Origin of the sequence: Candidatus Planktophila versatilis, assembly GCF_002288345.1 — a bacterium.
GTDB classification, from domain to species: Bacteria; Actinomycetota; Actinomycetes; order Nanopelagicales; family Nanopelagicaceae; genus Planktophila; species Planktophila versatilis_A.
This window is the reverse complement of sequence record NZ_CP016781.1, coordinates 814,784-837,208: the sequence shown is the minus strand read 5'-3', so window position 1 is coordinate 837,208 and position 22,425 is coordinate 814,784. Positions and strand designations below refer to the sequence as shown.

Genomic DNA, 22,425 nt, shown 5'->3' with positions numbered 1-22,425 from the left:
GTACTTTTTACCCATGACCAGAACGCTCAGTAGGAGATATACCAAGACTGAGTCATCCGAGTGGCTGGCCCAAAGACTTAAAAAATTAGATATTCGCAGCTATGAAGAATTTGCCAATCTTGTGGGACTCGATCGCGGAACTATCTCGCGCTACTTCCGACATGATCGCCGGCCATCAATCGATGTGATTGCACCGCTATGTGAGGTTCTAGAAGTTTCGCCTGAGACTTTATTGATTGTCTTGGGCGCACTAGATAAGCGTTAGTTTACGAACGGCTTTCAATAAAGAAGTCGGTAGTGCCTTCAATCGGAATGAAACTTCGCTTTGATAGATCATCAGCCCATAAGGTGTAGAAAATCAGGTACTCGTCATCGGTGAGTAAATCTCCCATGAATGCCTTGATATCTTCATAGGAGAGTTCGGTATTAATCAGGAGTTCAACTGAGCCATTCTCGCTGCGAGAAATAGATGGAACAGAGACAGACTCAGAAACCCGGATTCGCACCTTCACACGGTAGTCCAAATGTTGCTTATCCGCATCGGTTTATGACGGGGATATCGTGACTACGGGAGATATTCTTAATCTATGTCACACTTCGAGAAAATCATGGCGCAATACACCGCCCATCTCGAAAAAGAGCGCACGCTTTCAGTGCACACAATTCGTGCTTATCTAGGGGATCTCACTAGTTTCTTTGACAGCCTTGCTAGCCAAGGCGTGGCAGATATTTCTGTGGTAACGATTGCAAATATTCGTTCATGGCTGGCAACCCAACAAGTAACTGGCGGTGCGCGCACAACTCTCTCACGCAGATCGGTCTCAATCCGCCTCTTTACTAAGTGGGCTGCTAAGAAGGGCTACTTAAGTAAGGACATAGGGGCAACCCTTGCTACACCGAAGGGCCATCGCACCCTGCCAGATGTGCTTACTGTTAGTGATGCCAGCACTGCCATGGATTCACTTGCCACGCGCGTGGCCGAAGAAGAGAGTCCACTTTCCAAGCGTGATTGCGCCATCGTCGAAGTTCTCTATGCATCGGGTGCTCGAGTTTCAGAGCTCTGTGGCCTAGATCTTGGCGATATCGATTATCAGCGCAACACGATACGAGTAATTGGTAAGGGCGATAAGCAGCGCATGATTCCGCTGGGTAATCCAGCAATGAAGGCGTTAGATGATTGGTTAAAAAATGGCAGAGAAGAAATTGCAAGAAGTGGCTCAGCTCAAGCTGTTTTCTTAGGTGCTCGCGGTGCGCGTATTGACCAGCGCACAGTTCGCACCGTTGTCTATGAAGCACTCTCAGCACTAGAAGGTGTCGAGCGCATGGGACCACATGCACTTCGTCATTCAGCTGCAACACATCTGCTAGAAGGAGGGGCTGACCTTCGCACCGTGCAAGAGATATTGGGCCATGCATCCCTTGCCACTACCCAGATCTATACCCATGTATCGACGGAAAGATTGCAGAAAGCCTTTAAGCAGGCTCATCCTCGCGCTTAGGCAGTGAATGAGGCGTGGATTTTGCACCCCTTGGCGGCAGGTAAGATTTGCCCCGCACCAGTTGCGAAACTGGTGACATCTCAGCATCTATGTATGAACTGACTTTTCAGGGAATACAAGCCACTTCGGTCCTAGTCGAAAGACATGGTCGGCGTTGTAGGTGCGACGGTCTTAGCAAATAGTTAAGACATTAACCGAGCAGGTTCTTGTGCTGTGCACAAAAACCTAAGAAGGAGCGTGCCGTCATGGCAGTTGTAACAATGCGCGAACTCCTCGACAGCGGAGTCCACTTCGGACACCAGACTCGTCGTTGGAATCCAAAGATGAAGCGTTTTATTTTTACCGAACGCAATGGCATCTACATCATCGACATCCAGCAATCACTTGCACTTATCGACTCTGCGTACGCTTTCGTTAAGGACACTGTTGCTAAGGGTGGCCACGTCCTATTCGTAGGAACAAAGAAGCAGGCTCACAAGCCAATCATCGATCAAGCAGCTCGCGTTGGCATGCCAACCGTTACAGAGCGCTGGTTAGGTGGAATGCTCACAAACTTCCCAACTGTCTACAAGCGTATTCAGCGTCTGAAAGAACTAGAAGCACTTGAGACCGCAAATGACCTCTTGCTCACAAAGAAAGAACTTCTTGTGCTTCGCCGTGAGCGCGAAAAACTATTTAAGAACCTCGACGGTATTCGTCACATGACTAAGTTGCCTTCCGCAATCTGGGTTGTCGATACCAAGAAGGAGCACCTAGCGGTTGCTGAAGCTAAGAAGCTCGGCATTCCTGTCATTGCCATCCTTGATACCAACTGTGATCCAGATGAAGTTGATTTCAAGATCCCAGGCAACGATGATGCGATTCGCTCCATCGAGCTACTTACTCGTGTGATCACTGATGCAATTGTTGAGGGCCTTAAGGCTCGCACCGCAGCTGCGCCAGCTCCAGTTGCAACTGCAGAGGCTGCCGCAGCAGAAGCTCTTGAGACAGAGATCCTGCAAGCATCAGCACCAGCAACCGATGCACCAGTGGAGGCATAAGTAAATTGGCTAACTATTCAGCAAATGATGTAAAGCGCCTTCGCGAAGCAACTGCAGCAGGAATGCTCGATTGCAAGAAGGCACTTGATGAAGCAGACGGTGATTATGACAAGGCTGTTGAAATCATTCGAGTTAAGGGACAAAAGGGCGTTACTAAGCGCGAAGGTCGTTTAACTTCAAATGGTTTGGTCGTGGCAAAGGTTTCAGGTGACGTTGGTGTCATGCTAGAGCTGAACTGCGAGACAGACTTCGTGGCAAAGGGCGAGCGTTTTATCGCACTTGGCGATGAAATGATCGAGCACCTGCTTTCTGCTAAGTCAGCAGATGTGGCAACATTCCTGGCATCAACCATGGCTAACGGCAAGACCGTGCAGTCTGTGATTGATGAAGGAAATGCAACTCTGGGTGAGAAGATTGAAATTCGCAACGTTGCGGTAATTCAAGGTCCAGTTGGGCTTTATCTGCACAAGACAAGTCCAGATTTGCCACCACAGGTTGGCGTTCTGGTCTCACTTGCAAAGGAAGCAGCAGAAGTGGGTAAAGATGTGGCACAGCACATCGCAGCATTTGCACCACGTTTTGTTAATCGCGAAGATGTTCCAGCAGACCTCATTGACACTGAGCGTCGACTAGCTGAGGAGACAGCTCGCGCAGAAGGTAAGCCAGAGGCTTCACTTTCAAAGATTATCGAAGGCCGCGTTACCGGTTTTGTGAAGGAAGTTTCACTCATCGAGCAGGCTTTTGCTAAGGATGCCAAGAAGACTGTGAAGCAGATCCTCGATGAGGCAGGAACCGCCGTCAAGGCATTCCACCGTTTCCGCGTAGGTCAGTAAACTAAATCCCAAGGATTTAAAACGAAGTAGAGCGAAGGGAGCACCAGTGCCAGGTACAAGAGGAACGTATCAGCGGGTGCTCCTTAAGCTTTCTGGCGAAGTTTTCGGTGGCAATAAGGGCATCGGTGTTGATCCTGATGTCTTAGCAGATGTGGCAAAACAGATTGCAGATGTAGTGCGCAGTGGCACCCAAGTAGCAATCGTTGTCGGTGGCGGTAATTTCTTCCGGGGCGCTGAACTATCAGAACGTGGCATGGAGCGCTCACGCGCTGACTACATGGGAATGCTCGGAACAGTGATGAACTGTTTAGCACTGCAAGACTTCCTTGAAAAAGAGGGCGTTGATACTCGCGTGCAAACTGCTATTGCGATGGGTCAAGTTGCTGAGCCCTATGTTCCACGCCGTGCTATTCGCCACCTGGAAAAGGGTCGAGTTGTGATCTTTGGAGCTGGTGCGGGAATGCCGTTCTTTACAACAGATACCGTTGCCGCCCAGCGCGCACTTGAAATCGGAGCCGGCGCGCTCTTACTCGCTAAATCTGGCGTCGATGGCGTTTATAACGCAGATCCACGTAAAGATAAGAGCGCCACGATGTTTGACACAATTTCTTATGATGAAGTCTTGCAGAAGTCACTGGCAGTAGCCGATGCTGCCGCATTTAGCTTATGTCGCGAGAACCACCTGCCTATCGTTGTCTTTGACTTGATGACCAATGGAAATATTGGCCGCGCAGTACGTGGTGAAAAGATTGGAACTCTCGTTTCTTAGAACGAGAGATACATAAGGAGCACAGACCATGGCAGATGTAACCAGCGCACTTCATGAAGCGACCGAGAAGATGAATAAGGCTGTGGAAGTTGCCAAAGATGACTTTGGCGCTATTCGCACCGGCCGTGCTCACCCTGCCATGTTTAACAAGATCATGGTCGATTACTACGGTACCTACACTCCACTTTCACAGCTTGCCTCTATTCAGATCCCGGAATCACGGATGGCAATCATCTCTCCCTTTGATAAGGGAGCAAGTGCCTCAATTGAAAAAGCAATCCGGGAATCAGATTTAGGAGTTAACCCAGCTTCCGATGGCGCAGTGATTCGGGTGAGCTTTCCGCAGTTAACGGAGGAGCGCCGCAAGGATTACATCAAGGTGGCAAAGACTAAGGCGGAGGATTCAAAGATTTCCGTGCGCAATATCCGCCGCACGGCAAAAGAATTGATGGAGAAGTTAGAAAAAGATGGCGATATCGGTAAAGATGATTTAAGCCGTGGTGAAAAAGAGCTTGAGAAGATCACATCAGATCATGTGGCCAAGATTGATGACCTTTTAAAGCATAAGGAGGCTGAGCTTCTAGAAGTCTAAGACTTCCTTGAGGCTCACTTACCGTGTCTGATTTACATTCGATTAACGAGGCTATTAATAAGCGCGCTGGTCGAAAACTTCTGCCCTCCATCCTGGTCAGCCTGGGAATCCTTCTCCTTGTCTGGTTATCACTTTCTACCTACCGAGTTCTTTTCGCAGTTCTAGTTACTGGCGCAGTCGTACTCGGAATTCGTGAGATCAATCGCGCCTTTACGGCCGTAGATATTCACATTCCACTCTGGTCCTTAACTACCGCCTCCACTGCACTGTGTGCATCAACCTGGTTTGGTGGAGTCTCTGGTTTAGCTGTTGCTACTGCAATCTCCTTCCCGGCATTACTAGTTCTCTTGCTACCGCGTGGAACTGAAAACTTCGTCAAGACCGCTTCCGCTTCCGCACTTGCGCTGATCTACCTACCATTTCTTGCTGGTTTTCTAATTCTGCTCGCCCGACCTTCAAATGGCTTAGAAAGAGTAATGACCTTCGTCATTCTCGTTTCCTGCAACGACACCTTCGCCTATTTCACTGGCGTGCTATTCGGCAAGCATCCGCTAGCACCGCGCATCAGCCCGAAGAAAACTGTTGAAGGCCTCATTGGTTCACTCATCTTCACAGTTATCGGTGGCGCACTCGCCTTCCACTTCATCATGGACTCTGAATACTGGATTGGCGTTTTGGCCGGATTACTCACCGTCTTTACCGCAACAGCCGGAGATCTCATTGAATCTGCACTGAAACGTGATGTTGCCATTAAAGATATGGGAACTCTTCTGCCTGGACATGGGGGAGTTATGGATCGCCTCGATTCAGTTCTCTTTGCCGCCCCTGCCTTGTGGCTCGCACTTGAAATTGTGCGACGTGCGCAAGATTCAGGTCTGTTATGACAACTAATTCAGAGTTGAAATTAGTCTTTGATGAGCCAGTACAACGCAAGAAGGCTCCCAAGCATTTAGCTGATCTGGCACCGGCTGATAGAAAAGCATGGGCGAAGGAACTTGGTTTCCAACCATTTCGCGCCGCCCAAGTTGCAACGCATTACTTTTCTCATCTGTCGCACACACCCGATGATTGGTCTGATATCCCGGCAGCCGAGCGCCAAGTAATTGCTGATGCGCTGACTCCTAAGATGATTGAGCTAGTCACCACTCGCACGACCGATGGTGGCATGACTCGCAAAGACTTGTGGAAGCTACACGATGGAGTTCTCGTTGAATCAGTATTGATGCGCTATACCGATCGCACAACGGTCTGCATTTCATCCCAAGCAGGATGTGGCATGAACTGTCCATTCTGTGCCACGGGCCAAGCTGGCCTTACTCGCAATTTATCGGCGGCAGAAATAACAGACCAAATCGTTGCCGCAGCTCGTGCCTGTGCCAATGGTGAGATGCCAGGTGGACCCACAAGACTTTCCAATATTGTCTTTATGGGAATGGGTGAGCCGCTGGCAAACTACAACGCAGTGGTGCGCACGCTGCGCAACATCACTGACCCCAACCCTGATGGACTTGGTATCTCTGCTCGCTCTGTCGTTGTTTCAACTGTTGGCCTGGTTCCAGGAATTGAAAAGCTGATGGATGAAGGAATTAACTGCACCTTAGCTGTTTCGCTCCACACACCAGATGATGAACTACGTGATTCTCTAGTTCCAATTAATAATCGGTTTAATGTTCGTGAAGTACTTGCAGCAGCCGATGCCTATGAGAAGAAGACGGGTCGCCGCTACTCGATTGAGTACGCACTTATTCGCGATATCAACGATCAATCTTGGCGTTCAGATTTATTGGGAAGATTGCTGAAGAATCGCAATGCTCACGTGAATTTGATTCCGCTAAATCCAACACCAGGATCAAAATGGACTGCTTCAAGGCGGGAAGATGAAGCTGAATTTGTGCGAATTCTTGAGTCTTACGGTGTTCCGGTAACGGTGAGAGATACTCGTGGCCGAGAAATTGATGGAGCTTGTGGTCAGTTGGCCGCTAGCGAGAAGGAGAAGATTTAACTAGTATCCCGATATGGATATGAAAGAAGCAACAGCGGCCTATGAGGCAGCCAGTCAGTATTTTCTTAACTTAGCGCGAGCAGTAACTCCAGAATTGTTGGATGTGCACGCAGAAAATGAATGGTCTGCTCGCCAATGTATTCATCACATGGCAGATTCGGAAGCACAGTCATATGCTCGGTTGCGCAGGCTCATTGCAGAACCTGATGGTTCGATAATTCAAGGTTATGACGAATCGGCGTGGGCTAATGAAGCAAAGCTAGGCTATCTCGATGCACCGGTGGGAAATGCAATCACTGTCTATGCAGCTGTTCGCGCAAGTTCACTAGATTTGATCAAGCGGCTAGAGGTCAGTGATCTGGAAAAGTTTGGCGAGCACACCGAGTCCGGTAAATTCACTGTGGCTAGATGGCTAGAGGCGTATACAAAACATCCATATGATCATGGTGATCAGATGGTTAGGGCAACGAAGGGTCAGGCATAAAAGGTGAAGAAGTTACAGAATTTCATCAATGGAGAATCAGTTGATAGCGCATCCGGTGAAGTCACCACCCTAATTAACCCGGCAACCGCCCAGCCTTTTGCCACCGCACCGAAGTCGAATTCAGCAGATATTGATAAAGCGATGAAGGCGGCCAGTAGCGCCTTTCTTGATTGGCGAGATTCCACCCCTTCTGAGCGCCAGAAAGCTTTGCTCAAGATTGCCGATGCCATTGAATCCAGGGCGGATGAATTTGTTGCCATCGAATCTGAAAACTGTGGAAAGCCAGTGGGGCTTACCGCATCGGAAGAAGTTCCACCGATGGTGGATCAGATTCGTTTCTTTGCCGGTGCTGCTCGTAATTTGGAAGGTAAATCAGCTGGTGAATATATGAAGGGGATGACCTCTTTTATTCGCCGTGAGCCTATTGGTGTGTGCGCGCAAGTAACTCCATGGAATTATCCAATGATGATGGCGGTCTGGAAATGGGCACCAGCTATTGCAGCTGGAAATACCGTTGTTCTTAAGCCAAGTGATACCACACCGGCATCCACAGTATTTATGGCACAGATAATGAGTGAGTTCTTACCTGATGGCGTTATTAACGTTGTTACCGGAGAACGTGAAACAGGTGCTCAGTTAGTTGATCACCCAACACCTGCAATGGTCTCGATCACAGGCTCAGTGCGAGCAGGTATGGAAGTTGCAGCAGGTGCTGCCAAGTCACTCAAGCGCGTGCACTTAGAACTCGGTGGCAAGGCACCCGTTGTTGTCTTTAACGATGCTGATTTAGCATCTGCGGCAGAAGGAATTGCCATCGCAGGATTTTTTAACGCCGGACAAGATTGCACAGCAGCCACTCGCGTGCTTGTGCAAGCCGGGGTGTATGACGAAATGGTGAAGTTATTAGCCGATCAAGCCACAAATCAGATTGCTATGGGTATGCCGTCAGAAGATGTCCTGGTGGGGCCGGTAAATAATAAGAACCAGTTTGATCGGGTTAGTGGCTTTATCTCCCGCGTGCCATCACATGCTCGGGTTGTGGCAGGGGGAGCGCCAACAAACTTGGCTGGCTACTTCATCGCACCTACTGTGATTGCAGATCTGAAGCAGAGCGATGAGTTGATTCAATCTGAAATCTTTGGGCCGGTAATTACCATTCAGAAGTTTGCCGATGAGGCAGAGGCGGTGGCGATGGCCAATGGCGTGGATTATGGCCTGGCATCTTCGGTCTGGACCAAAGACCATGCTCGCGCAATGCGGATGGCTAAGGCCTTTGACTTCGGATGTGTCTGGATTAATACCCACATCCCACTGGTGGCGGAGATGCCACATGGCGGTTTCAAGCGCAGTGGATATGGCAAGGATCTTTCCAGCTATGGCTTTGAGGATTACACCCGCATCAAGCATGTGATGAGCAACCTCAACGCTTAAGCATCAGGGGCATAAATCGGGTGAGAAAATCACCAGAAATTAACCGATTTATATTTGGCCTAGGGGGCAAAGAGTTACATAATTGGCCCTGCTCAACCGTCCCTTATTCCGGCAATCCAAAAAGGAGCCTTAACCATGGCTAAAAAACCGCTCTCTCCAGAAGCACGTTCAATCATCAATTCTAAAGTTTCGCGTCGCGCCGTTTTAGCTGGCGCTGGCGCAGTAGCTGGTGCAAGTGCGCTCGCTGCATGTGGTTCCGGTGGTGGATCTTCTGAGAACGCCATTCGTTGGGGCAACTGGCCGCTCTACCTAGATGTTGATGACTCAGGTAAGAATTATCCAACGCTGCAGGCATTCATTAAGGACAGTGGCATTGATGTTAAGTATTTGGAAGATTACAACGATAATGATGAGTTCTTTGGAAAAGTTCAAGCTCAACTTAAATTAAAGAAAGATATTGGATATGACCTAGTCTGCCCAACAGATTGGATGGCAGGGCGCTGGATTCGCCTCGGCTATGCGCAGAAATTTGATTCCGCAAATATTCCAAATAAGAGCAATATCGTCGACACACTTGCCGCACCTTCTTATGATGCAAACCGCGATTACTCACTGACCTGGCAAGGCATCATGGGTGGTTTTGGTTGGAACACCACCAAGAATCCAAAGGGCATTCGCACACTCGATGATCTCTTCTCACCATCGAATAAAGGAAAGATTGTGGTGCTCTCTGAAATGCGTGACACCATCGGAATTATCTTGATGGCCCAAGGTGTCAACCTACAGACAGTGACCGAAGCACAGTTTATGAATGGCGTTGACTTCCTAGCGCAGAAGATTGCCGATGGTTGGATTCGCGGAGTTAAGGGCAACGAATACGCAGAGGATCTCACCTCTGGTGATGCCACTGCAGTCATTGGTTGGTCTGGCGATATGTTTATTCTAAAGTCAGAAAATGAAGGAAAGTTTGACTTTGCCATCCCAGAGTCAGGCGGAACTATCTCTGGCGATAATATGTTGATTCCATCAACTGCAACCCCTGAGGCAAAGGCCAATGCGGAGAAGCTTATTAATTACTATTACGAGCCAGCAGTTGCCGCAGAAGTTGCGGCATATGTGAATTACTTCTGTCCGGTCAAGGGCGCCCAAGCTGAGATGGAGAAGATTGATCCTGATCTAGCAGCAAGTGAGTTCATCTTCCCAACTGCTAAGACCATGGCCAACCTTTCGGTATTCCGTGCTCTAACACCAACGGAAGAGACAACCTGGACTGAAGCTTTCCAGAAGGCTGCCGGAAACTAAGTGTCAGATGCGGCAAGTTCTGCGCGAGGAGATCTAGGGCTCTCACACTTAACAAAGAGTTACGGTGATTTCACGGCCGTTAATGATTTGTCCTTGATCATTGCCGAAGGTTCATTCTTTGCACTACTTGGACCATCAGGATGTGGAAAGACAACGACGCTTCGCATGATTGCGGGGCTAGAAGAACCTACGCAGGGAACTATCTCTTTGGGTGCTACTGACATTACCTATACGAAGCCGTATCAACGTCCTATCAATACCGTCTTTCAGAACTACGCCCTCTTTCCACATCTGACCATCTTTGAAAATATTGCCTTCGGCCTTCGCCGGCGCGGTATTAAAGATGTCGATGATGCGGTCAATAAGGCGTTAGATCTAGTGGAACTTCCACATTTGGCCCAACGCAAACCAACTCAGTTATCTGGTGGGCAACAACAGCGCATCGCACTTGCTCGCGCCATTGTGAACCGGCCAGCGCTGCTACTCCTTGATGAACCACTGGGTGCACTTGATCTTAAGCTGCGTCGCCAGATGCAGATTGAACTCAAATGGATTCAAAAAGAAGTGGGAATTACCTTCGTGCACGTTACCCACGATCAGGAAGAAGCCATGACTATGGCTGACACCATCGCGGTGATGAATGAGGGCGAAATTGAGCAGATGGGTTCGCCAGCAGAACTCTATGACAATCCCAAGACCGCATTTGTGGCTAACTTCCTTGGGCAGTCAAACCTGATTAAGGGAAGTATCACTGGCTCCGATGGAGCCAATCAAATAGTTGATCTCTTTGGTCAGAAGATTTCCCTGCAAAAAGATCGCTCACATGCAGTTGATAACTCAATTTTGGCAGGCATCAGACCAGAGAAGTTTCGTATTTCACGTCTTGAAACATCAACTTCTGGAAATGTGCTCACCGGCGGCAAGATTGAAGATGTTTCCTATATTGGCGTTTCCACCCAATACCAAGTGCTGATGCCGTGGGGACAAGAGCTGATGGTCTTTGAACAAAACGATGATGGTGTTGCACCATTTAGCGTGGGTGAGAATGTGAACATTTCTTGGGAACCTGTCTTTACCTTTGCCCTGCGTGGCGATGATGATGCTGAAGCCGGAACTGAAGTAAATCCCGAAGAGGATTTAGAAGAAGAATGACTGGTGTAAAAAAGTTTCGGATCAGCACCCCGTATCTCCTGTTAATTCCGGGGATGGGGTTCCTCTTCATCTTCTTCATACTTCCCTTATTTAACCTTGCTCAGACTTCTACTCAGACTCGGGTGGGTGGGGGAGATACAGGTGAGTACGAACAGACCTGGCGCTTTGCTAATTACTTCGATGCCTTTGTGGAAAATAGAGAGCAATTTGGTCGCTCATTTCTTTATGCGCTGATCGCTACTGTGCTTGCGCTGGCAATTGCTTATCCACTTGCCTACACCATCGCCTTTAAGGGTGGACGATTTAAGAATGTGATGCTGGTACTTGTTATCGCTCCGTTCTTTACCTCCTTCTTACTTCGTACCATTGCGTGGAAACAAATTCTTGGCGAAGAAGGTTTTGTGGTTCCCACACTTCGCTCGCTGCAAATCATTTCCGAGAGCACGACCCTGACCTCTAGCGCTTTTGCGGTGGTCATGGGTATGACATATAACTTCTTGCCCTTTATGACTTTGCCGCTCTATGCCTCCATTGATCGCATTGACCCGCGTACACTTGAAGCATCAGGTGATCTCTATGCCAATGGCTTTACTACTTTCCGCCGTGTGACCCTTCCACTTTCTATGCCAGGAGTTGTCGCCGGAACTTTGCTGACATTTATTCCAGCAGCTGGTGATTATGTGAATGCGGCAATTCTGGGTAGTCCGCAGACAAAGATGCTGGGCAATGTGATTGAGTCCAGATACTTTAAAATTGTTGATTACCCAACGGCTTCGGCGCTCTCATTTACGCTGATGGTCTCGATCTTGATTCTGGTTACCGTCTATGTGCGTAAAGCTGGAACCGAGGAGCTGGTATGAACACACTCTCGCGCTGGTTTGGCCGTAACTTACTTCGCATCTACGCGGTGGTTGCCTTCACCTACCTCTTTATTCCAGTTGCCTACACCTTTGCCTTCTCATTTAATGACTCTGGCAAGAGCAATCTCATCTGGAAGGGTTTCACCTGGGCTAATTGGCAGAACCCGTGTGGTGCACCTGAAGTATGTACTGCGCTAGGAAATTCAATCAAGATCGGTTTACTTGCCACAATCTTTTCCACAATCCTAGGAACAATGATCGCTTTTGCTATTGGTCGTCATAAATTTAAGGGTCGTTCATCAACGAACCTACTTATCTTCTTGCCGATGGCAACCCCTGAGATTGTTCTTGGAGCCTCGCTGCTCTCACTCTTCCTTGTCTTTCAAATCAATCCAGGATTCTGGCCGACGGTCATTGCCCATGTTCTTTTCTGCATGTCATTCGTTGTTGTCACAGTCAAAGCTCGTATTGCTAGTTTGGATCCTCGACTAGAACAAGCTGCCATGGATCTCTATGCAAATGAACGAGAAACTTTCCGCAGAGTTACTCTGCCTTTGGTGGCTCCAGGAATCGCAGCGGCTGCGCTCTTGGCCTTTAGTCTCTCCTTCGATGACTTCATCATTACCAACTTCAACTCCGGCACCATGACGACCTTTCCAAAGTTCATTTACACATCTGCCGCCCGCGGAATTCCGGCACAAGCAAATGTGATTGGTTCAGCCATGTTCTTCCTCGCACTTGCCATCGTGATTGTTGGGCAGCTGGTAACACGTAAACGCAAAGTTTCATGACCCGCGAACTTGTCATCCTAGGTTCCACTGGCTCAATCGGCGTTCAGGCACTTGAGATAGTTGAGGCTAATCCGGAGCTCTTCTCGGTAGTTGCTATCACTTCAGCTGGAACTCATCCGCAGTTGGTTATTGATCAGGCGAAGAAGTTTGCTGTGAAGCTAGTGGGTGTAACAAAGAACGGTGAGATTATTCGCCAGGGACTACCTGGAGTGCAGGTAGTAGATGGCCTCAACGCATCAACTGAAATAGCGGCAACTACCTGCGATGTTGTGCTCAATGCAATTACTGGCTCTATTGGTTTAGGACCCACACTTGCTGCAATCAAAGCGGGCAATCGGGTGGCACTTGCCAATAAGGAATCACTTGTTGCTGGCGGAGATTTAGTGATTTCCCACGCTAAAGATGATCAGATACTTCCTGTTGATTCTGAGCATTCTGCAATCTGGCAAGCGCTTATGGGTGAGAAGAAATCTGAAATTTCTAAGTTAGTTCTTACCGCAAGTGGTGGGCCATTTCGTGATCGCGCCGACTTGTCTACCGTGACTTTGCAAGAAGCACTTGCCCATCCCACATGGACCATGGGACCTGTTGTGACAATTAATTCAGCCTCCCTGATGAATAAGGGACTTGAAATTATTGAAGCTCACTATTTATTTGGCATTGCCTATTCACAGATAGAGGCAGTGATTCATCCGCAATCTGTGGTGCACTCCATGGTCGAATTCATCGATGGTTCAACTATCGCCCAAGCATCACCGCCGAATATGAAGGGGCCAATTTCATTGGCGCTCAGCCATCCGCATCGCGTTCCTGGGGCGACGAAGCCAATTGATTGGAGTACTTCTCACACCTGGAACTTTGCTCCGATTGATGAGAGTCGTTTTCCAGCGGTCGCACTTGCTCGCACCTGCGGTGAAATTGGGGGAGGACTCCCAGCTATTTTTAATGCTTCAAACGAGGTTGCCGTGCAAGCATTTATCGATGGGCAGATCTCATTTACCGACATTTTCGCCATTGTCAGTCAGAGCGTGGATCACCTTCGGGCATCAGTGGCCACAACTCTGCGCGATTTGGAAGATGTCAGTGCCGCAGAAGATGATGCTCGCCAGATAGCCAGTGAATTAGTGAAGAAAGTAGCTCTGTGATGAAAGTACTTGGAATTTCAGCTTTTGCAGTTGCGCTACTTCTCTCTGTAATGGTGCACGAATTCGGGCATTACATCACCGCTAAGAAATTTAATATGAAGGTCACTGAATTCTTCCTAGGGTTCGGTACCAAGTTGTGGTCCTTTAGAAAAGGCGAGACTGAATTTGGCGTGAAGGCGATTCCAGCTGGTGGCTACTGCCGCATCGAAGGAATGACACCTACTGATCGGATGCCGGCCGGGGAAGAATCGCGAGCTTTCTTTACCGCCTCATCAGGTAAGAAGTTAATTGTTTTAGGTGCAGGATCTTTTGCCCATTTCCTGATTGGCTTCTTGCTCATCTTCACCATCTTCTTTGGAGTTGGTTACACCGCTCTACTTTCTAATATTGCCCAAGTTTCTCCCAACTCTGCCGCCTCCAAAGCAGGTTTTCTAGCTGGAGATAAAATCATTGAAGTAGATAGCCAGAAAGTTAAGGATTGGTATCTAGATTCGCGCAAGATTGCCGAGTCGCAAGGCAAGCAGATGCGATTTACCATCGAGCGTGCAGGTGAGGTTCTTACTCTCACTGCCACACCGCAATATGTCCAAGAGCAGAAGCGATATGTGCTGGGCGTGGTCACTCAGATCGGAAACAAACGAGAAAGCTTTTTTCCTGCGATATCTGCCTCTGCTAAAGCCACGGTCACGCTGACCAAAGAATCAGTGAAATCACTCTTTACTCTTCCTTCTAAAGTGCCACAACTTATTCGCCAAACTTTTATGGGCGAAGAGCGCAATCCTGATGGCCTTGTGGGAATAGTGGGCGCAGCTCGAGTTTCTGGCGATGCGGTGAGTTCGCAGAACCTTAATAGCAATGAACGAGTTTCCACCTTCATTCTTATCGTTGCCAGCTTAAATATTTTCGTTGGTCTCTTTAATTTGCTGCCCTTTCTGCCACTCGACGGTGGTCATATGGCCATCGCAATTGCCGATGAAGTCCGCGCCCTCTTTGCACGCATTCGCAGGAAGCCTCGTCCAGCCGGTATCGATGTCAATGTCATGACACCAATCACCATGGCTGTCTTTGGCGTCTTAGCTGTGCTGACGTTGATACTTCTTGTGGCAGATATCATCAATCCAATTTCAATCAACTTCTAGCGCACACTACTCACCATCAGGAGCAAGATTGCGCGAGATAGGGCAGAATACGCATCATGGTTGATCTCGGAATTCCAAGTGCTCCACCGCCAACGCTGCACCCGCGTCGCAAGACGCGTCAGCTCAAAGTTGGCTCGGTTGGGGTTGGCTCCGAATCACAGGTAAGTGTGCAATCGATGTGCACCACTCTCACATCAGATGTCAATGCTACTTTGCAACAGATTGCAGAGCTCACCGCATCTGGTTGCCAGATTGTTCGAGTTGCAGTGCCATCACAAGATGATGCTGATGCACTGGCACAGATTGCTAAGAAATCTCAGATTCCAGTAATTGCAGATATTCACTTTCAGCCAAAATATATCTTTGCCGCTATCGATGCTGGGTGCGCCGCCGTTCGTGTGAACCCTGGCAATATCAAGCAGTTTGATGACAAGGTCAAAGAAGTTGCCAAGGCGGCCGGAGATGCCGGCATTCCAATTCGTATTGGTGTTAACGCTGGTTCGCTAGATCCACGACTGCTTGCAAAATACGGCAAGGCAACTCCAGAAGCTTTGGCTGAATCAGCGCTCTGGGAAGCATCACTATTTGAAGAGCATGGCTTTGGCGATATCAAGATTTCGGTGAAGCATCACGATCCGGTCACGATGGTCAACGCTTATCGAATTCTTGCCGCCAAATGTGATTATCCGCTGCACCTCGGGGTAACAGAAGCTGGTCCAATCTTTCAAGGAACGATTAAGTCTGCAACTGCCTTTGGAATATTGTTGGCTGAAGGTATTGGCGACACTATTCGCGTCTCACTATCTGCGCCTCCGGTGGAGGAAGTAAAGGTTGGAATTTCTATCCTTGAATCACTTAATTTGCGTCAGCGTAAACTTGAGATTGTTTCTTGCCCATCATGTGGTCGCGCTCAAGTAGATGTCTATACCTTGGCCGAGAAAGTACAGGCAGGTTTGCAAGGAATGACAGTTCCACTGCGCGTTGCGGTGATGGGTTGCGTCGTCAACGGTCCTGGCGAAGCTCGCGAAGCAGACCTTGGTGTTGCATCTGGAAATGGAAAAGGGCAGATCTTTGTTAAGGGTGAAGTCATCAAGACAGTGCCTGAAGCACAGATTGTTGAAACTCTGATTGAAGAAGCGATGCGCTTAGCCGAAGAGATGGAAGCCGCCGGCGTTGCATCAGGAGTACCTTCCGTCACTACTTCGTAATCCTCCGGTAGGGTTCGCATTATGTTGCGAATGTCCACTCTCTTCTTACGTACTTTGCGCGATGACCCAGCTGATGCTGAAGTTCCAAGTCATCGCCTCTTGGTACGCGCTGGATATATTCGTCGAATCGCTGCCGGGGTCTATTCCTGGCTCCCGCTAGGTGTCATCACACTTCGTAATATTGAAAACATTGTTCGCCAAGAGATGGATAAGGCTGGCTTTCAAGAAGTTCATTTTCCGGCACTCCTACCCAAAGATGCATATGAGCAGACTGGTCGCTGGACTGATTACGGGCCAGATCTCTTTCGCTTGCAAGATCGAAAAGGTGCAGATTACTTACTAGGGCCCACTCACGAAGAGATGTTCACGTTGATGGTTAAGGGTGAGTACTCCTCTTATAAGGATCTGCCGCTCTCGCTCTATCAAATACAGACCAAGTATCGTGATGAAGCTCGTCCACGTTCTGGAATTATTCGTGGGCGCGAATTTGTCATGAAAGACTCTTATTCTTTTGACCTCACCGATGAAGGTCTCGTTGACTCCTACATGCGCCATCGCGCTGCCTATATTGCAACCTTTGATCGGCTGCGCCTTAAGTACAACATTGTCAGCGCGGTATCAGGTGCGATGGGTGGTTCGGCATCAGAGGAGTTTTTAGCACCGTGTGAAACCGGTGAAGATACCTATGTACTTTGTGAAAAGTGTGGTTATGCCGCAAATGTGGAAGCGGTGACAACCGTTGTTGCACCAGGTGATGCATCGACAGTGCCGGCACAAGAAGTCTTTGACTCACCTAACACTCCCACCATCGACACATTAGTTGAACTGCTTAATGCCAAGTTCGGCGGGGGATATGACGGGGCAAAGACTCTTAAAAACGTGATGCTGTTGGCTGATGAGAAAGCGATTTCAGTTCTTGTTCCGGGTGACCGCGAAGTTGATCTCAAGCGATTGCAAGCAAATCTTGTTGGTGTCAATGACTTACGAGTATTTGAAGAGGTAGATTTTGCCAAGTTTCCAGGACTTGTGAAGGGTTACATCGGACCGCAAGATGCAAAGAAGAATGGCATCACTGTCTATGCCGATCCGCGCATTGCTCCCGGCACGGCGTGGGTAACAGGTGCCAATGTTAAAGATAAGCATGCACGTAATGTGGTGAGCGGTCGAGATTTCACCGTGGATCATTACGTGGAAGCAGCGCAGATTCGCCAAGGAGATGCTTGCCCTAAGTGCGCAGCCCCAGTTGTAATTGATCGCGCTATTGAAATTGGTCATATCTTCCAGCTGGGTCGTAAATATGCGCAGGCACTTAACCTCACTGTGCTCGACCAAAATGGAAAATCACAAGTTGTCACCATGGGTTCCTATGGAATTGGTGTCTCGCGCGCAGTTGCTGCCATTGCCGAACAGAGTTATGACGAGATCGGACTTTCTTGGCCGGTAGAAGTTGCACCTGCCAAGGTGCATGTTGTTGCCACAGGTAAAGAGGATAATATTTTTGAGACAGCCGAGAAGATTGGCGCCGAGCTAGAGGCGCGCGGAATATCTGTGATGTTAGATGATCGACGCGGCACTAGCCCAGGAGTTAAGTTTAAAGATGCTGAACTGATTGGAATTCCGGTCATTGTCGTTGTGGGCAAGGCGCTGGAAAATGGGAACGTGGAAATTCGGGTGCGCAAGGGTGGTGAAAAGTCAGAGATTGCCGTAGTGGGCGCAGTTGATGCAATCGCAGCCCTGCTACCAACCCTGCCCTAGTTAACAGTTTGTGGTCAACCACTGATAAAATCTGCCCTACAACTTAAGAACAATTAAATATGAAGGGCTAGAAATGGCAATCACGGATCAAATAGCGCAACTGGTTACACCTGCAGTTGAAGCTCAAGGATTTTTCCTTGAAGAAGTCTTACTTGTATCACCCGGCAAACATCGCATTGTTACCTGCATCGTTGATGGCCAAAGTTCCCTCAATATGGATCAGGTCACCGCCGTCTCACGCGCCATCTCAGAACTTCTCGATGAAGCCGCCTTTATGGGAGAAGCGCCATTTACGCTGGAGGTTACTTCTCCAGGAGTTGATCGCCCGCTAACTAAACCACGTCACTTTGCGAAAAACGTTGACCGCTTACTGAAGGTTGTGCGCAATGATGGTGAGGTCGTTACTGGCCGAATCTCTGGCAATACTGAAACTGAGCTCACGCTGTCAGTAACGGAGAAGAAGGAAGTAAAAGAAGTTGTGATTGCGCTAGCTGATATTAAGCGCGCAACAGTTGAAATTGAATTTAACCGGAAAGAGAGTGACAAGTAATGGGCGTTGATATTGAGGCGCTCAAGCAACTCACCGATGCCAAAGCGATGCCACTAGAGCAGCTAATCCAGGCAATTGAAGCCGGAGTACTCACCGCGTATTCCGAGACGCTCGAGCCAAATCGATATGCACGCGTGCACCTTGATCGCGAAACCGGAGACATTGCGATATTTGTTCCCGAGTTCAATGAACTAGGAGAGCGCATTGCCGAGAAGGTGCTTGAGGTGGAGGGCTTTGATCGCACCGCAACTTCGACTGCTCGTCAAGTGATTAAACTTCAAATGCGTGCAACTAACGATGCTGAAATCGTTGGCGAGTTCACCGCCTCCGTTGGTGATGTCATCTCCGGAATTGTGCAACAGGGGCGTGATCCTAAGATGATCAATGTTAACCTGGGTCGAACAGAAGGTCGCATTCCACCGCAGGAGCAGGTTCCTGGGGAAGTCTTTAACCATGGCGATCGCATCAAATGTTTTGTGGTTGAGGTAAAGCAAGGACTTAAGGGTCCAGAAATCATGTTATCGAGAAGCCACCCAGCACTGGTGAAGCAGTTATTTGCACTAGAAGTTCCGGAGATACAAGATCGCATCGTTGAGATTATGGCGGTTGCGCGAGAGGCCGGACATCGCACAAAGATTGCCGTGCGCTCTCACCGCGCCGGTGTTTCACCGAAAGGTTCACTGATTGGCCCCATGGGTTCTCGTGCACAAGCCGTGATGAATGAATTACATGGAGAGAAGATTGATATCGTCGATTGGGATGAAGATCCAGTTAAGTTTGTCGCTCACGCACTTGCTCCAGCCAAAGTAACGAGTGTGACTATCGTTGATGAATCAATTCGTTCTGCAAAAGTCATTGTTCCGGATTACCAACTATCGCTGGCCATCGGAAAAGATGGACAAAATGCCCGTCTTGCCGCACGACTTACCGGCTGGCGAATAGATATTCACCCCGATACTCCCGCGTGAAATAGGGATTTCTCACCTCATTCGCTAGACTGGGGCCATCGCATAAGCGCATACGCGTGAGTGCAATTACTGAAATGGATGCGAAAGATATGAAACTCAAATGAGCTCGTTTACATCATGAGGTCGAACAACTAGGGCTCGCATCCCACAAATTTTAATGCGGGCCAAGACAGGAGAAATGTGTCAAAGGTCCGCGTACACGAGTTAGCAAAGCAGCTCGGTATGGAGAGCAAGGAAGTCCTTGCAAAGCTCCAAGAAATGGGCGAATTCGTCCGATCAGCATCATCAACAGTGGAAGCACCGGTTGTGCGCAAGTTAGTTGCGCTATACCCAGATGCTAAACCGGTAGAAGAGAAGAAGCCTGTGAAGAAGGCTGCAGCGAAGAAAACTGCCGCCTCCAAGAAAACTGCTGAAGTAAATCCAGAACTTGCAGCAGAGTTAGCTGCCGAACTCGGCGTAGATCTTGCAGCCCTCAAAGCATCGCGTGATGCTGCTGCAACTGCCCACGAAGAAGCGAAGGCTGCTGCAACTGCAGAGGCGCAGAGTCCAACAGCACCAACTACTCCTGCCACACCTGGTGCGCCACGTCCAGGAAATAATCCATTTTCATCAGGAGCGGCAGTTCCACGTCCACCGCGTCCTGGTAACAATCCATTTTCAACAGGTGGCAGCGTTCCTCGCCCACCGCAAAGACCAGCAGGTTCAACGGGTGCACCACGTGCCGGTATGGCAGGTGCTCGTCCCGGTTCTGTTCGTCCAGGTTTTGCAGCACGTCCTGGTGGTGCACGTCCGCCAGGTGCTGGAACTGGAACTGGAACTGGAAACTATCCACCACGCACAGGTGGTGCACCAACTTCATCAGGTCCATATCGTTCACAAGGGAATGCTCCAGCAGGTGGCGCACCTGGTGGTCCACAACGTCCAGGCGGCGGTGCTCCCAATCGCGGTCCAGGTCGTGGCGGAACTGCAGGTGCATTTGGAAAGAATGCAAGTAAATCTTCTAAGCGTAAGCAGAAGTCACGTAAGGCGCTGCGCGAAGAGTTCGACAATATGCAAGCTCCACAATTAGGTGGAGCAGTTATTCCGCACGGTGATGGCAAGACAAAGATTCGCATGCGCCGTGGCTCATCACTTGCAGATTTTGCAGAGAAAATTAATGCAGATCCAGCAGCGTTGGTATCAGCGCTATTCCACCTAGGTGAAATGGTGACTGCAACTCAATCTGTTGATGCCGACACATTTGAAATTCTCGGTGCCCAACTTGGATATGTCATCGAAGTTGTTTCACCTGAGGAAGAAGATCGTGAGCTCTTGCAGGGATTTGATATCGATCTCGCTGCCGAAATGAGCGACTACGACGAGGAAAATCTCACTGCCCGGCCACCAGTTGTCACCGTTATGGGACACGTGGATCACGGTAAGACATCACTCCTTGATGCGGTCCGTAAGACTGAAGTGATTAAGGGAGAAGCCGGCGGCATCACACAGCACATCGGTGCCTACCAAATTCACCATGATCACGATGGCGTCAATCGCGCAATTACATTTATTGATACACCAGGTCACGAAGCCTTTACCGCTATGCGTGCACGTGGTGCCAAGGTCACTGACATTGCAGTGCTCGTAGTTGCAGCAGATGACGGCATCATGCCTCAGACGATTGAAGCACTTAACCACGCACAGGCAGCTGATGTGCCAATCGTGGTGGCAGTGAACAAGATTGATAAGGAAGGCGCCAACCCAGATAAGGTCCGCCAGCAACTTACTGAGTACAACTTGATTGCCGAAGAATACGGCGGAGACACAATCTTCGTAAACGTCTCTGCTAAATCAGGTGTCGGAGTCAATGAACTCATTGATTCAATCTTGCTCACAGCAGATGCTGCTATTGATCTGCGCGCCGTGGCACTAGATGTTGCTCGCGGTGTTGCCATTGAAGCTCACCTCGACCGTGGTCGGGGACCAGTTGCCACAGTTCTTGTGCAGCGCGGAACACTCAAAGTTGGAGATGCCATCGTTGCCGGAGGATCATTTGGTCGCGTACGCGCTATGCATGATGAAGATGGAAATACGGTCGAAGAGGCAGGACCATCACGTCCAGTGCAGGTTCTCGGATTCACATCCGTTCCTAATGCTGGAGATACCTTCTTAGTTGCCGAAGATGACCGCACATCTCGTCAGATTGCCGAAAAGCGTCAAGCTGCAGAGCGCAATGCGCAATTGGCGAAGGCGCGCAAGAAGGTCTCACTGGAAGACTTCATGGAGCAATCCAAGATTTCAACTCTTAACCTCATTCTTAAGGGTGACGTTTCTGGTTCGGTGGAAGCACTCGAAGATGCACTGATGCAGCTCGATGTTGGCGCTGAAGTAGATCTTCGCGTTATTCACCGCGGCGTTGGCGCAATTACCAAGAGTGATATCACGCTTGCATCTGCCTCGACTGCTGTTGTTATCGGCTTTAACGTTAAGCCAGAGCCACAGACTGCTATCTATGCTGATCAAGAAGGCGTCGAAGTTCGCTTCTACTCAGTTATCTATAACGCTATCGAAGAGATTGAACTCTCACTTAAGGGACTCCTTAAGCCAGAGTTTGAAGAGGTCATACTCGGCAGCGCTGAAGTACGCGATCTCTTTAAATCTTCAAAGGTTGGAACTATTGCCGGTTCGGTCGTCAGCGATGGAATCATTCGCCGAAATGCAAAGGCACGCGTCATACGTGGTGGAGCAGTCATTGCCGAAGAGGTAACTATCGAATCACTCAAGCGATTTAAAGATGATGCCACTGAAGTCCGTGAGGGCTTTGAGTGCGGTATCGGCGTAGGCAAGGGTGCTGACCTTCAAGTTGGAGACATCATTCAGGTCTTTGAGATGCGTGAGAAGAAGCGCGCATAACGCTTCGAAAAGA

22 protein-coding genes are annotated in these 22,425 nt (G+C 49.2%); 21 read left to right on the top strand and 1 reads right to left on the bottom strand.

Translation table 11 applies throughout. The annotated features are described in order from the left end of the window. The first annotated feature begins 13 nt into the window (after nucleotides 1–13). Nucleotides 14–265: a helix-turn-helix domain-containing protein gene (locus A1sIIB142_RS06590; RefSeq protein ID WP_190279055.1), complete on the top strand. Its 252-nt coding sequence runs from the start codon at nucleotides 14–16 to the stop codon at nucleotides 263–265. Nucleotide 266: 1 nt separating this feature from the next. On the opposite strand, the gene A1sIIB142_RS04255 is transcribed toward A1sIIB142_RS06590, so the two are convergent. Then, nucleotides 267–506 (bottom strand): hypothetical protein, encoded by a 240-nt coding sequence (locus A1sIIB142_RS04255; protein ID WP_125898850.1) that lies wholly within the window; start codon nucleotides 504–506, stop codon nucleotides 267–269. Nucleotides 507–587: 81 nt separating this feature from the next. On the opposite strand from A1sIIB142_RS04255, the gene A1sIIB142_RS04250 reads away from it, so the two are divergent. The 20 genes from A1sIIB142_RS04250 (at nucleotide 588) to infB (ending at nucleotide 22,412) form a co-directional block, all read left to right on the top strand. Beyond that, nucleotides 588–1,499, top strand: a complete 912-nt coding sequence (locus tag A1sIIB142_RS04250) for a tyrosine recombinase XerC (protein ID WP_095693813.1) — start codon at nucleotides 588–590, stop codon at nucleotides 1,497–1,499. Between the two features lie 245 nt (nucleotides 1,500–1,744). Beyond that, complete coding sequence (gene rpsB, locus A1sIIB142_RS04245; RefSeq protein WP_095684864.1) at nucleotides 1,745–2,539, top strand: 30S ribosomal protein S2; 795 nt, start codon at nucleotides 1,745–1,747, stop codon at nucleotides 2,537–2,539. A gap of 5 nt (nucleotides 2,540–2,544) precedes the next feature. Beyond that, the gene (gene tsf / locus A1sIIB142_RS04240; RefSeq protein WP_095675011.1) at nucleotides 2,545–3,372 is read left to right on the top strand and encodes a translation elongation factor Ts; all 828 of its coding nucleotides are present in this window, start codon (nucleotides 2,545–2,547) and stop codon (nucleotides 3,370–3,372) included. A gap of 46 nt (nucleotides 3,373–3,418) precedes the next feature. After that, nucleotides 3,419–4,141, top strand: a complete 723-nt coding sequence (gene pyrH / locus A1sIIB142_RS04235; protein ID WP_095693812.1) for a UMP kinase — start codon at nucleotides 3,419–3,421, stop codon at nucleotides 4,139–4,141. Nucleotides 4,142–4,169: 28 nt separating this feature from the next. Beyond that, a complete protein-coding gene (gene frr, locus A1sIIB142_RS04230) occupies nucleotides 4,170–4,733 on the top strand; it encodes a ribosome recycling factor (protein ID WP_095693811.1) in 564 nt (187 codons plus the stop codon). A 23-nt stretch (nucleotides 4,734–4,756) separates the two neighbouring features. Beyond that, complete coding sequence (locus A1sIIB142_RS04225) at nucleotides 4,757–5,617, top strand: phosphatidate cytidylyltransferase (protein ID WP_095693810.1); 861 nt, start codon at nucleotides 4,757–4,759, stop codon at nucleotides 5,615–5,617. Next, nucleotides 5,614–6,735 carry a dual-specificity RNA methyltransferase RlmN gene (rlmN, locus tag A1sIIB142_RS04220; protein WP_095693809.1) on the top strand — a complete coding sequence of 374 codons (1,122 nt, stop codon included), beginning with the start codon at nucleotides 5,614–5,616 and terminating at the stop codon, nucleotides 6,733–6,735. The genes A1sIIB142_RS04225 and rlmN overlap by 4 nt, the downstream gene beginning before the upstream one ends. 13 nt (nucleotides 6,736–6,748) lie before the next feature. Further along, nucleotides 6,749–7,219 (top strand): DinB family protein, encoded by a 471-nt coding sequence (locus A1sIIB142_RS04215; protein WP_095693808.1) that lies wholly within the window; start codon nucleotides 6,749–6,751, stop codon nucleotides 7,217–7,219. A 3-nt stretch (nucleotides 7,220–7,222) separates the two neighbouring features. Next, nucleotides 7,223–8,650, top strand: a complete 1,428-nt coding sequence (locus A1sIIB142_RS04210) for a gamma-aminobutyraldehyde dehydrogenase (RefSeq protein WP_095693807.1) — start codon at nucleotides 7,223–7,225, stop codon at nucleotides 8,648–8,650. 135 nt (nucleotides 8,651–8,785) lie between these two features. After that, nucleotides 8,786–9,952: an ABC transporter substrate-binding protein gene (locus tag A1sIIB142_RS04205; protein ID WP_095693806.1), complete on the top strand. Its 1,167-nt coding sequence runs from the start codon at nucleotides 8,786–8,788 to the stop codon at nucleotides 9,950–9,952. Then, on the top strand, nucleotides 9,953–11,104 hold the full coding sequence (locus tag A1sIIB142_RS04200; RefSeq protein ID WP_095693805.1) for an ABC transporter ATP-binding protein: 1,152 nt from the start codon (nucleotides 9,953–9,955) through the stop codon (nucleotides 11,102–11,104). Further along, nucleotides 11,101–11,964 (top strand): ABC transporter permease, encoded by an 864-nt coding sequence (locus tag A1sIIB142_RS04195; RefSeq protein WP_095693804.1) that lies wholly within the window; start codon nucleotides 11,101–11,103, stop codon nucleotides 11,962–11,964. The genes A1sIIB142_RS04200 and A1sIIB142_RS04195 overlap by 4 nt, the downstream gene beginning before the upstream one ends. Next, nucleotides 11,961–12,755: an ABC transporter permease gene (locus A1sIIB142_RS04190; protein WP_095675002.1), complete on the top strand. Its 795-nt coding sequence runs from the start codon at nucleotides 11,961–11,963 to the stop codon at nucleotides 12,753–12,755. The genes A1sIIB142_RS04195 and A1sIIB142_RS04190 overlap by 4 nt, the downstream gene beginning before the upstream one ends. Further along, a complete protein-coding gene (gene dxr / locus A1sIIB142_RS04185) occupies nucleotides 12,752–13,900 on the top strand; it encodes a 1-deoxy-D-xylulose-5-phosphate reductoisomerase (protein WP_095693803.1) in 1,149 nt (382 codons plus the stop codon). The genes A1sIIB142_RS04190 and dxr overlap by 4 nt, the downstream gene beginning before the upstream one ends. Next, nucleotides 13,900–15,039 carry a M50 family metallopeptidase gene (locus A1sIIB142_RS04180; RefSeq protein WP_095693802.1) on the top strand — a complete coding sequence of 380 codons (1,140 nt, stop codon included), beginning with the start codon at nucleotides 13,900–13,902 and terminating at the stop codon, nucleotides 15,037–15,039. Before dxr ends, A1sIIB142_RS04180 begins: the two co-directional genes overlap by 1 nt. A gap of 53 nt (nucleotides 15,040–15,092) precedes the next feature. After that, nucleotides 15,093–16,247: a flavodoxin-dependent (E)-4-hydroxy-3-methylbut-2-enyl-diphosphate synthase gene (gene ispG, locus A1sIIB142_RS04175; RefSeq protein ID WP_190283294.1), complete on the top strand. Its 1,155-nt coding sequence runs from the start codon at nucleotides 15,093–15,095 to the stop codon at nucleotides 16,245–16,247. Nucleotides 16,248–16,268: 21 nt separating this feature from the next. After that, nucleotides 16,269–18,002, top strand: coding sequence for a proline--tRNA ligase (locus A1sIIB142_RS04170; protein WP_095693800.1), 1,734 nt, complete (start codon nucleotides 16,269–16,271; stop codon nucleotides 18,000–18,002). 73 nt (nucleotides 18,003–18,075) lie between these two features. Beyond that, complete coding sequence (gene rimP, locus A1sIIB142_RS04165; protein ID WP_095693799.1) at nucleotides 18,076–18,552, top strand: ribosome maturation factor RimP; 477 nt, start codon at nucleotides 18,076–18,078, stop codon at nucleotides 18,550–18,552. Continuing rightward, on the top strand, nucleotides 18,552–19,520 hold the full coding sequence (nusA, locus tag A1sIIB142_RS04160; RefSeq protein WP_095693798.1) for a transcription termination factor NusA: 969 nt from the start codon (nucleotides 18,552–18,554) through the stop codon (nucleotides 19,518–19,520). Before rimP ends, nusA begins: the two co-directional genes overlap by 1 nt. 180 nt (nucleotides 19,521–19,700) lie before the next feature. Further along, nucleotides 19,701–22,412 (top strand): translation initiation factor IF-2, encoded by a 2,712-nt coding sequence (infB, locus tag A1sIIB142_RS04155; RefSeq protein ID WP_095693797.1) that lies wholly within the window; start codon nucleotides 19,701–19,703, stop codon nucleotides 22,410–22,412. The last annotated feature ends 13 nt before the right edge of the window (nucleotides 22,413–22,425 follow it).

Bases quoted from the DNA above. Each gene is read 5' to 3' on its own strand.
- frr (WP_095693811.1), top strand. From the start codon at position 4,170: ATGGCAGATGTAACCAGCGCACTTCATGAAGCGACCGAGAAGATGAAT.
- A1sIIB142_RS04250 (WP_095693813.1), top strand. From the start codon at position 588: ATGTCACACTTCGAGAAAATCATGGCGCAATACACCGCCCATCTCGAA.
- A1sIIB142_RS04180 (WP_095693802.1), top strand. From the start codon at position 13,900: ATGAAAGTACTTGGAATTTCAGCTTTTGCAGTTGCGCTACTTCTCTCT.
- A1sIIB142_RS04195 (WP_095693804.1), top strand. From the start codon at position 11,101: ATGACTGGTGTAAAAAAGTTTCGGATCAGCACCCCGTATCTCCTGTTA.
- rpsB (WP_095684864.1), top strand. From the start codon at position 1,745: ATGGCAGTTGTAACAATGCGCGAACTCCTCGACAGCGGAGTCCACTTC.
- A1sIIB142_RS04170 (WP_095693800.1), top strand. From the start codon at position 16,269: ATGTTGCGAATGTCCACTCTCTTCTTACGTACTTTGCGCGATGACCCA.
- dxr (WP_095693803.1), top strand. From the start codon at position 12,752: ATGACCCGCGAACTTGTCATCCTAGGTTCCACTGGCTCAATCGGCGTT.
- rlmN (WP_095693809.1), top strand. From the start codon at position 5,614: ATGACAACTAATTCAGAGTTGAAATTAGTCTTTGATGAGCCAGTACAA.
- nusA (WP_095693798.1), top strand. From the start codon at position 18,552: ATGGGCGTTGATATTGAGGCGCTCAAGCAACTCACCGATGCCAAAGCG.
- A1sIIB142_RS06590 (WP_190279055.1), top strand. From the start codon at position 14: ATGACCAGAACGCTCAGTAGGAGATATACCAAGACTGAGTCATCCGAG.
- A1sIIB142_RS04205 (WP_095693806.1), top strand. From the start codon at position 8,786: ATGGCTAAAAAACCGCTCTCTCCAGAAGCACGTTCAATCATCAATTCT.
- A1sIIB142_RS04190 (WP_095675002.1), top strand. From the start codon at position 11,961: ATGAACACACTCTCGCGCTGGTTTGGCCGTAACTTACTTCGCATCTAC.
- A1sIIB142_RS04215 (WP_095693808.1), top strand. From the start codon at position 6,749: ATGGATATGAAAGAAGCAACAGCGGCCTATGAGGCAGCCAGTCAGTAT.
- rimP (WP_095693799.1), top strand. From the start codon at position 18,076: ATGGCAATCACGGATCAAATAGCGCAACTGGTTACACCTGCAGTTGAA.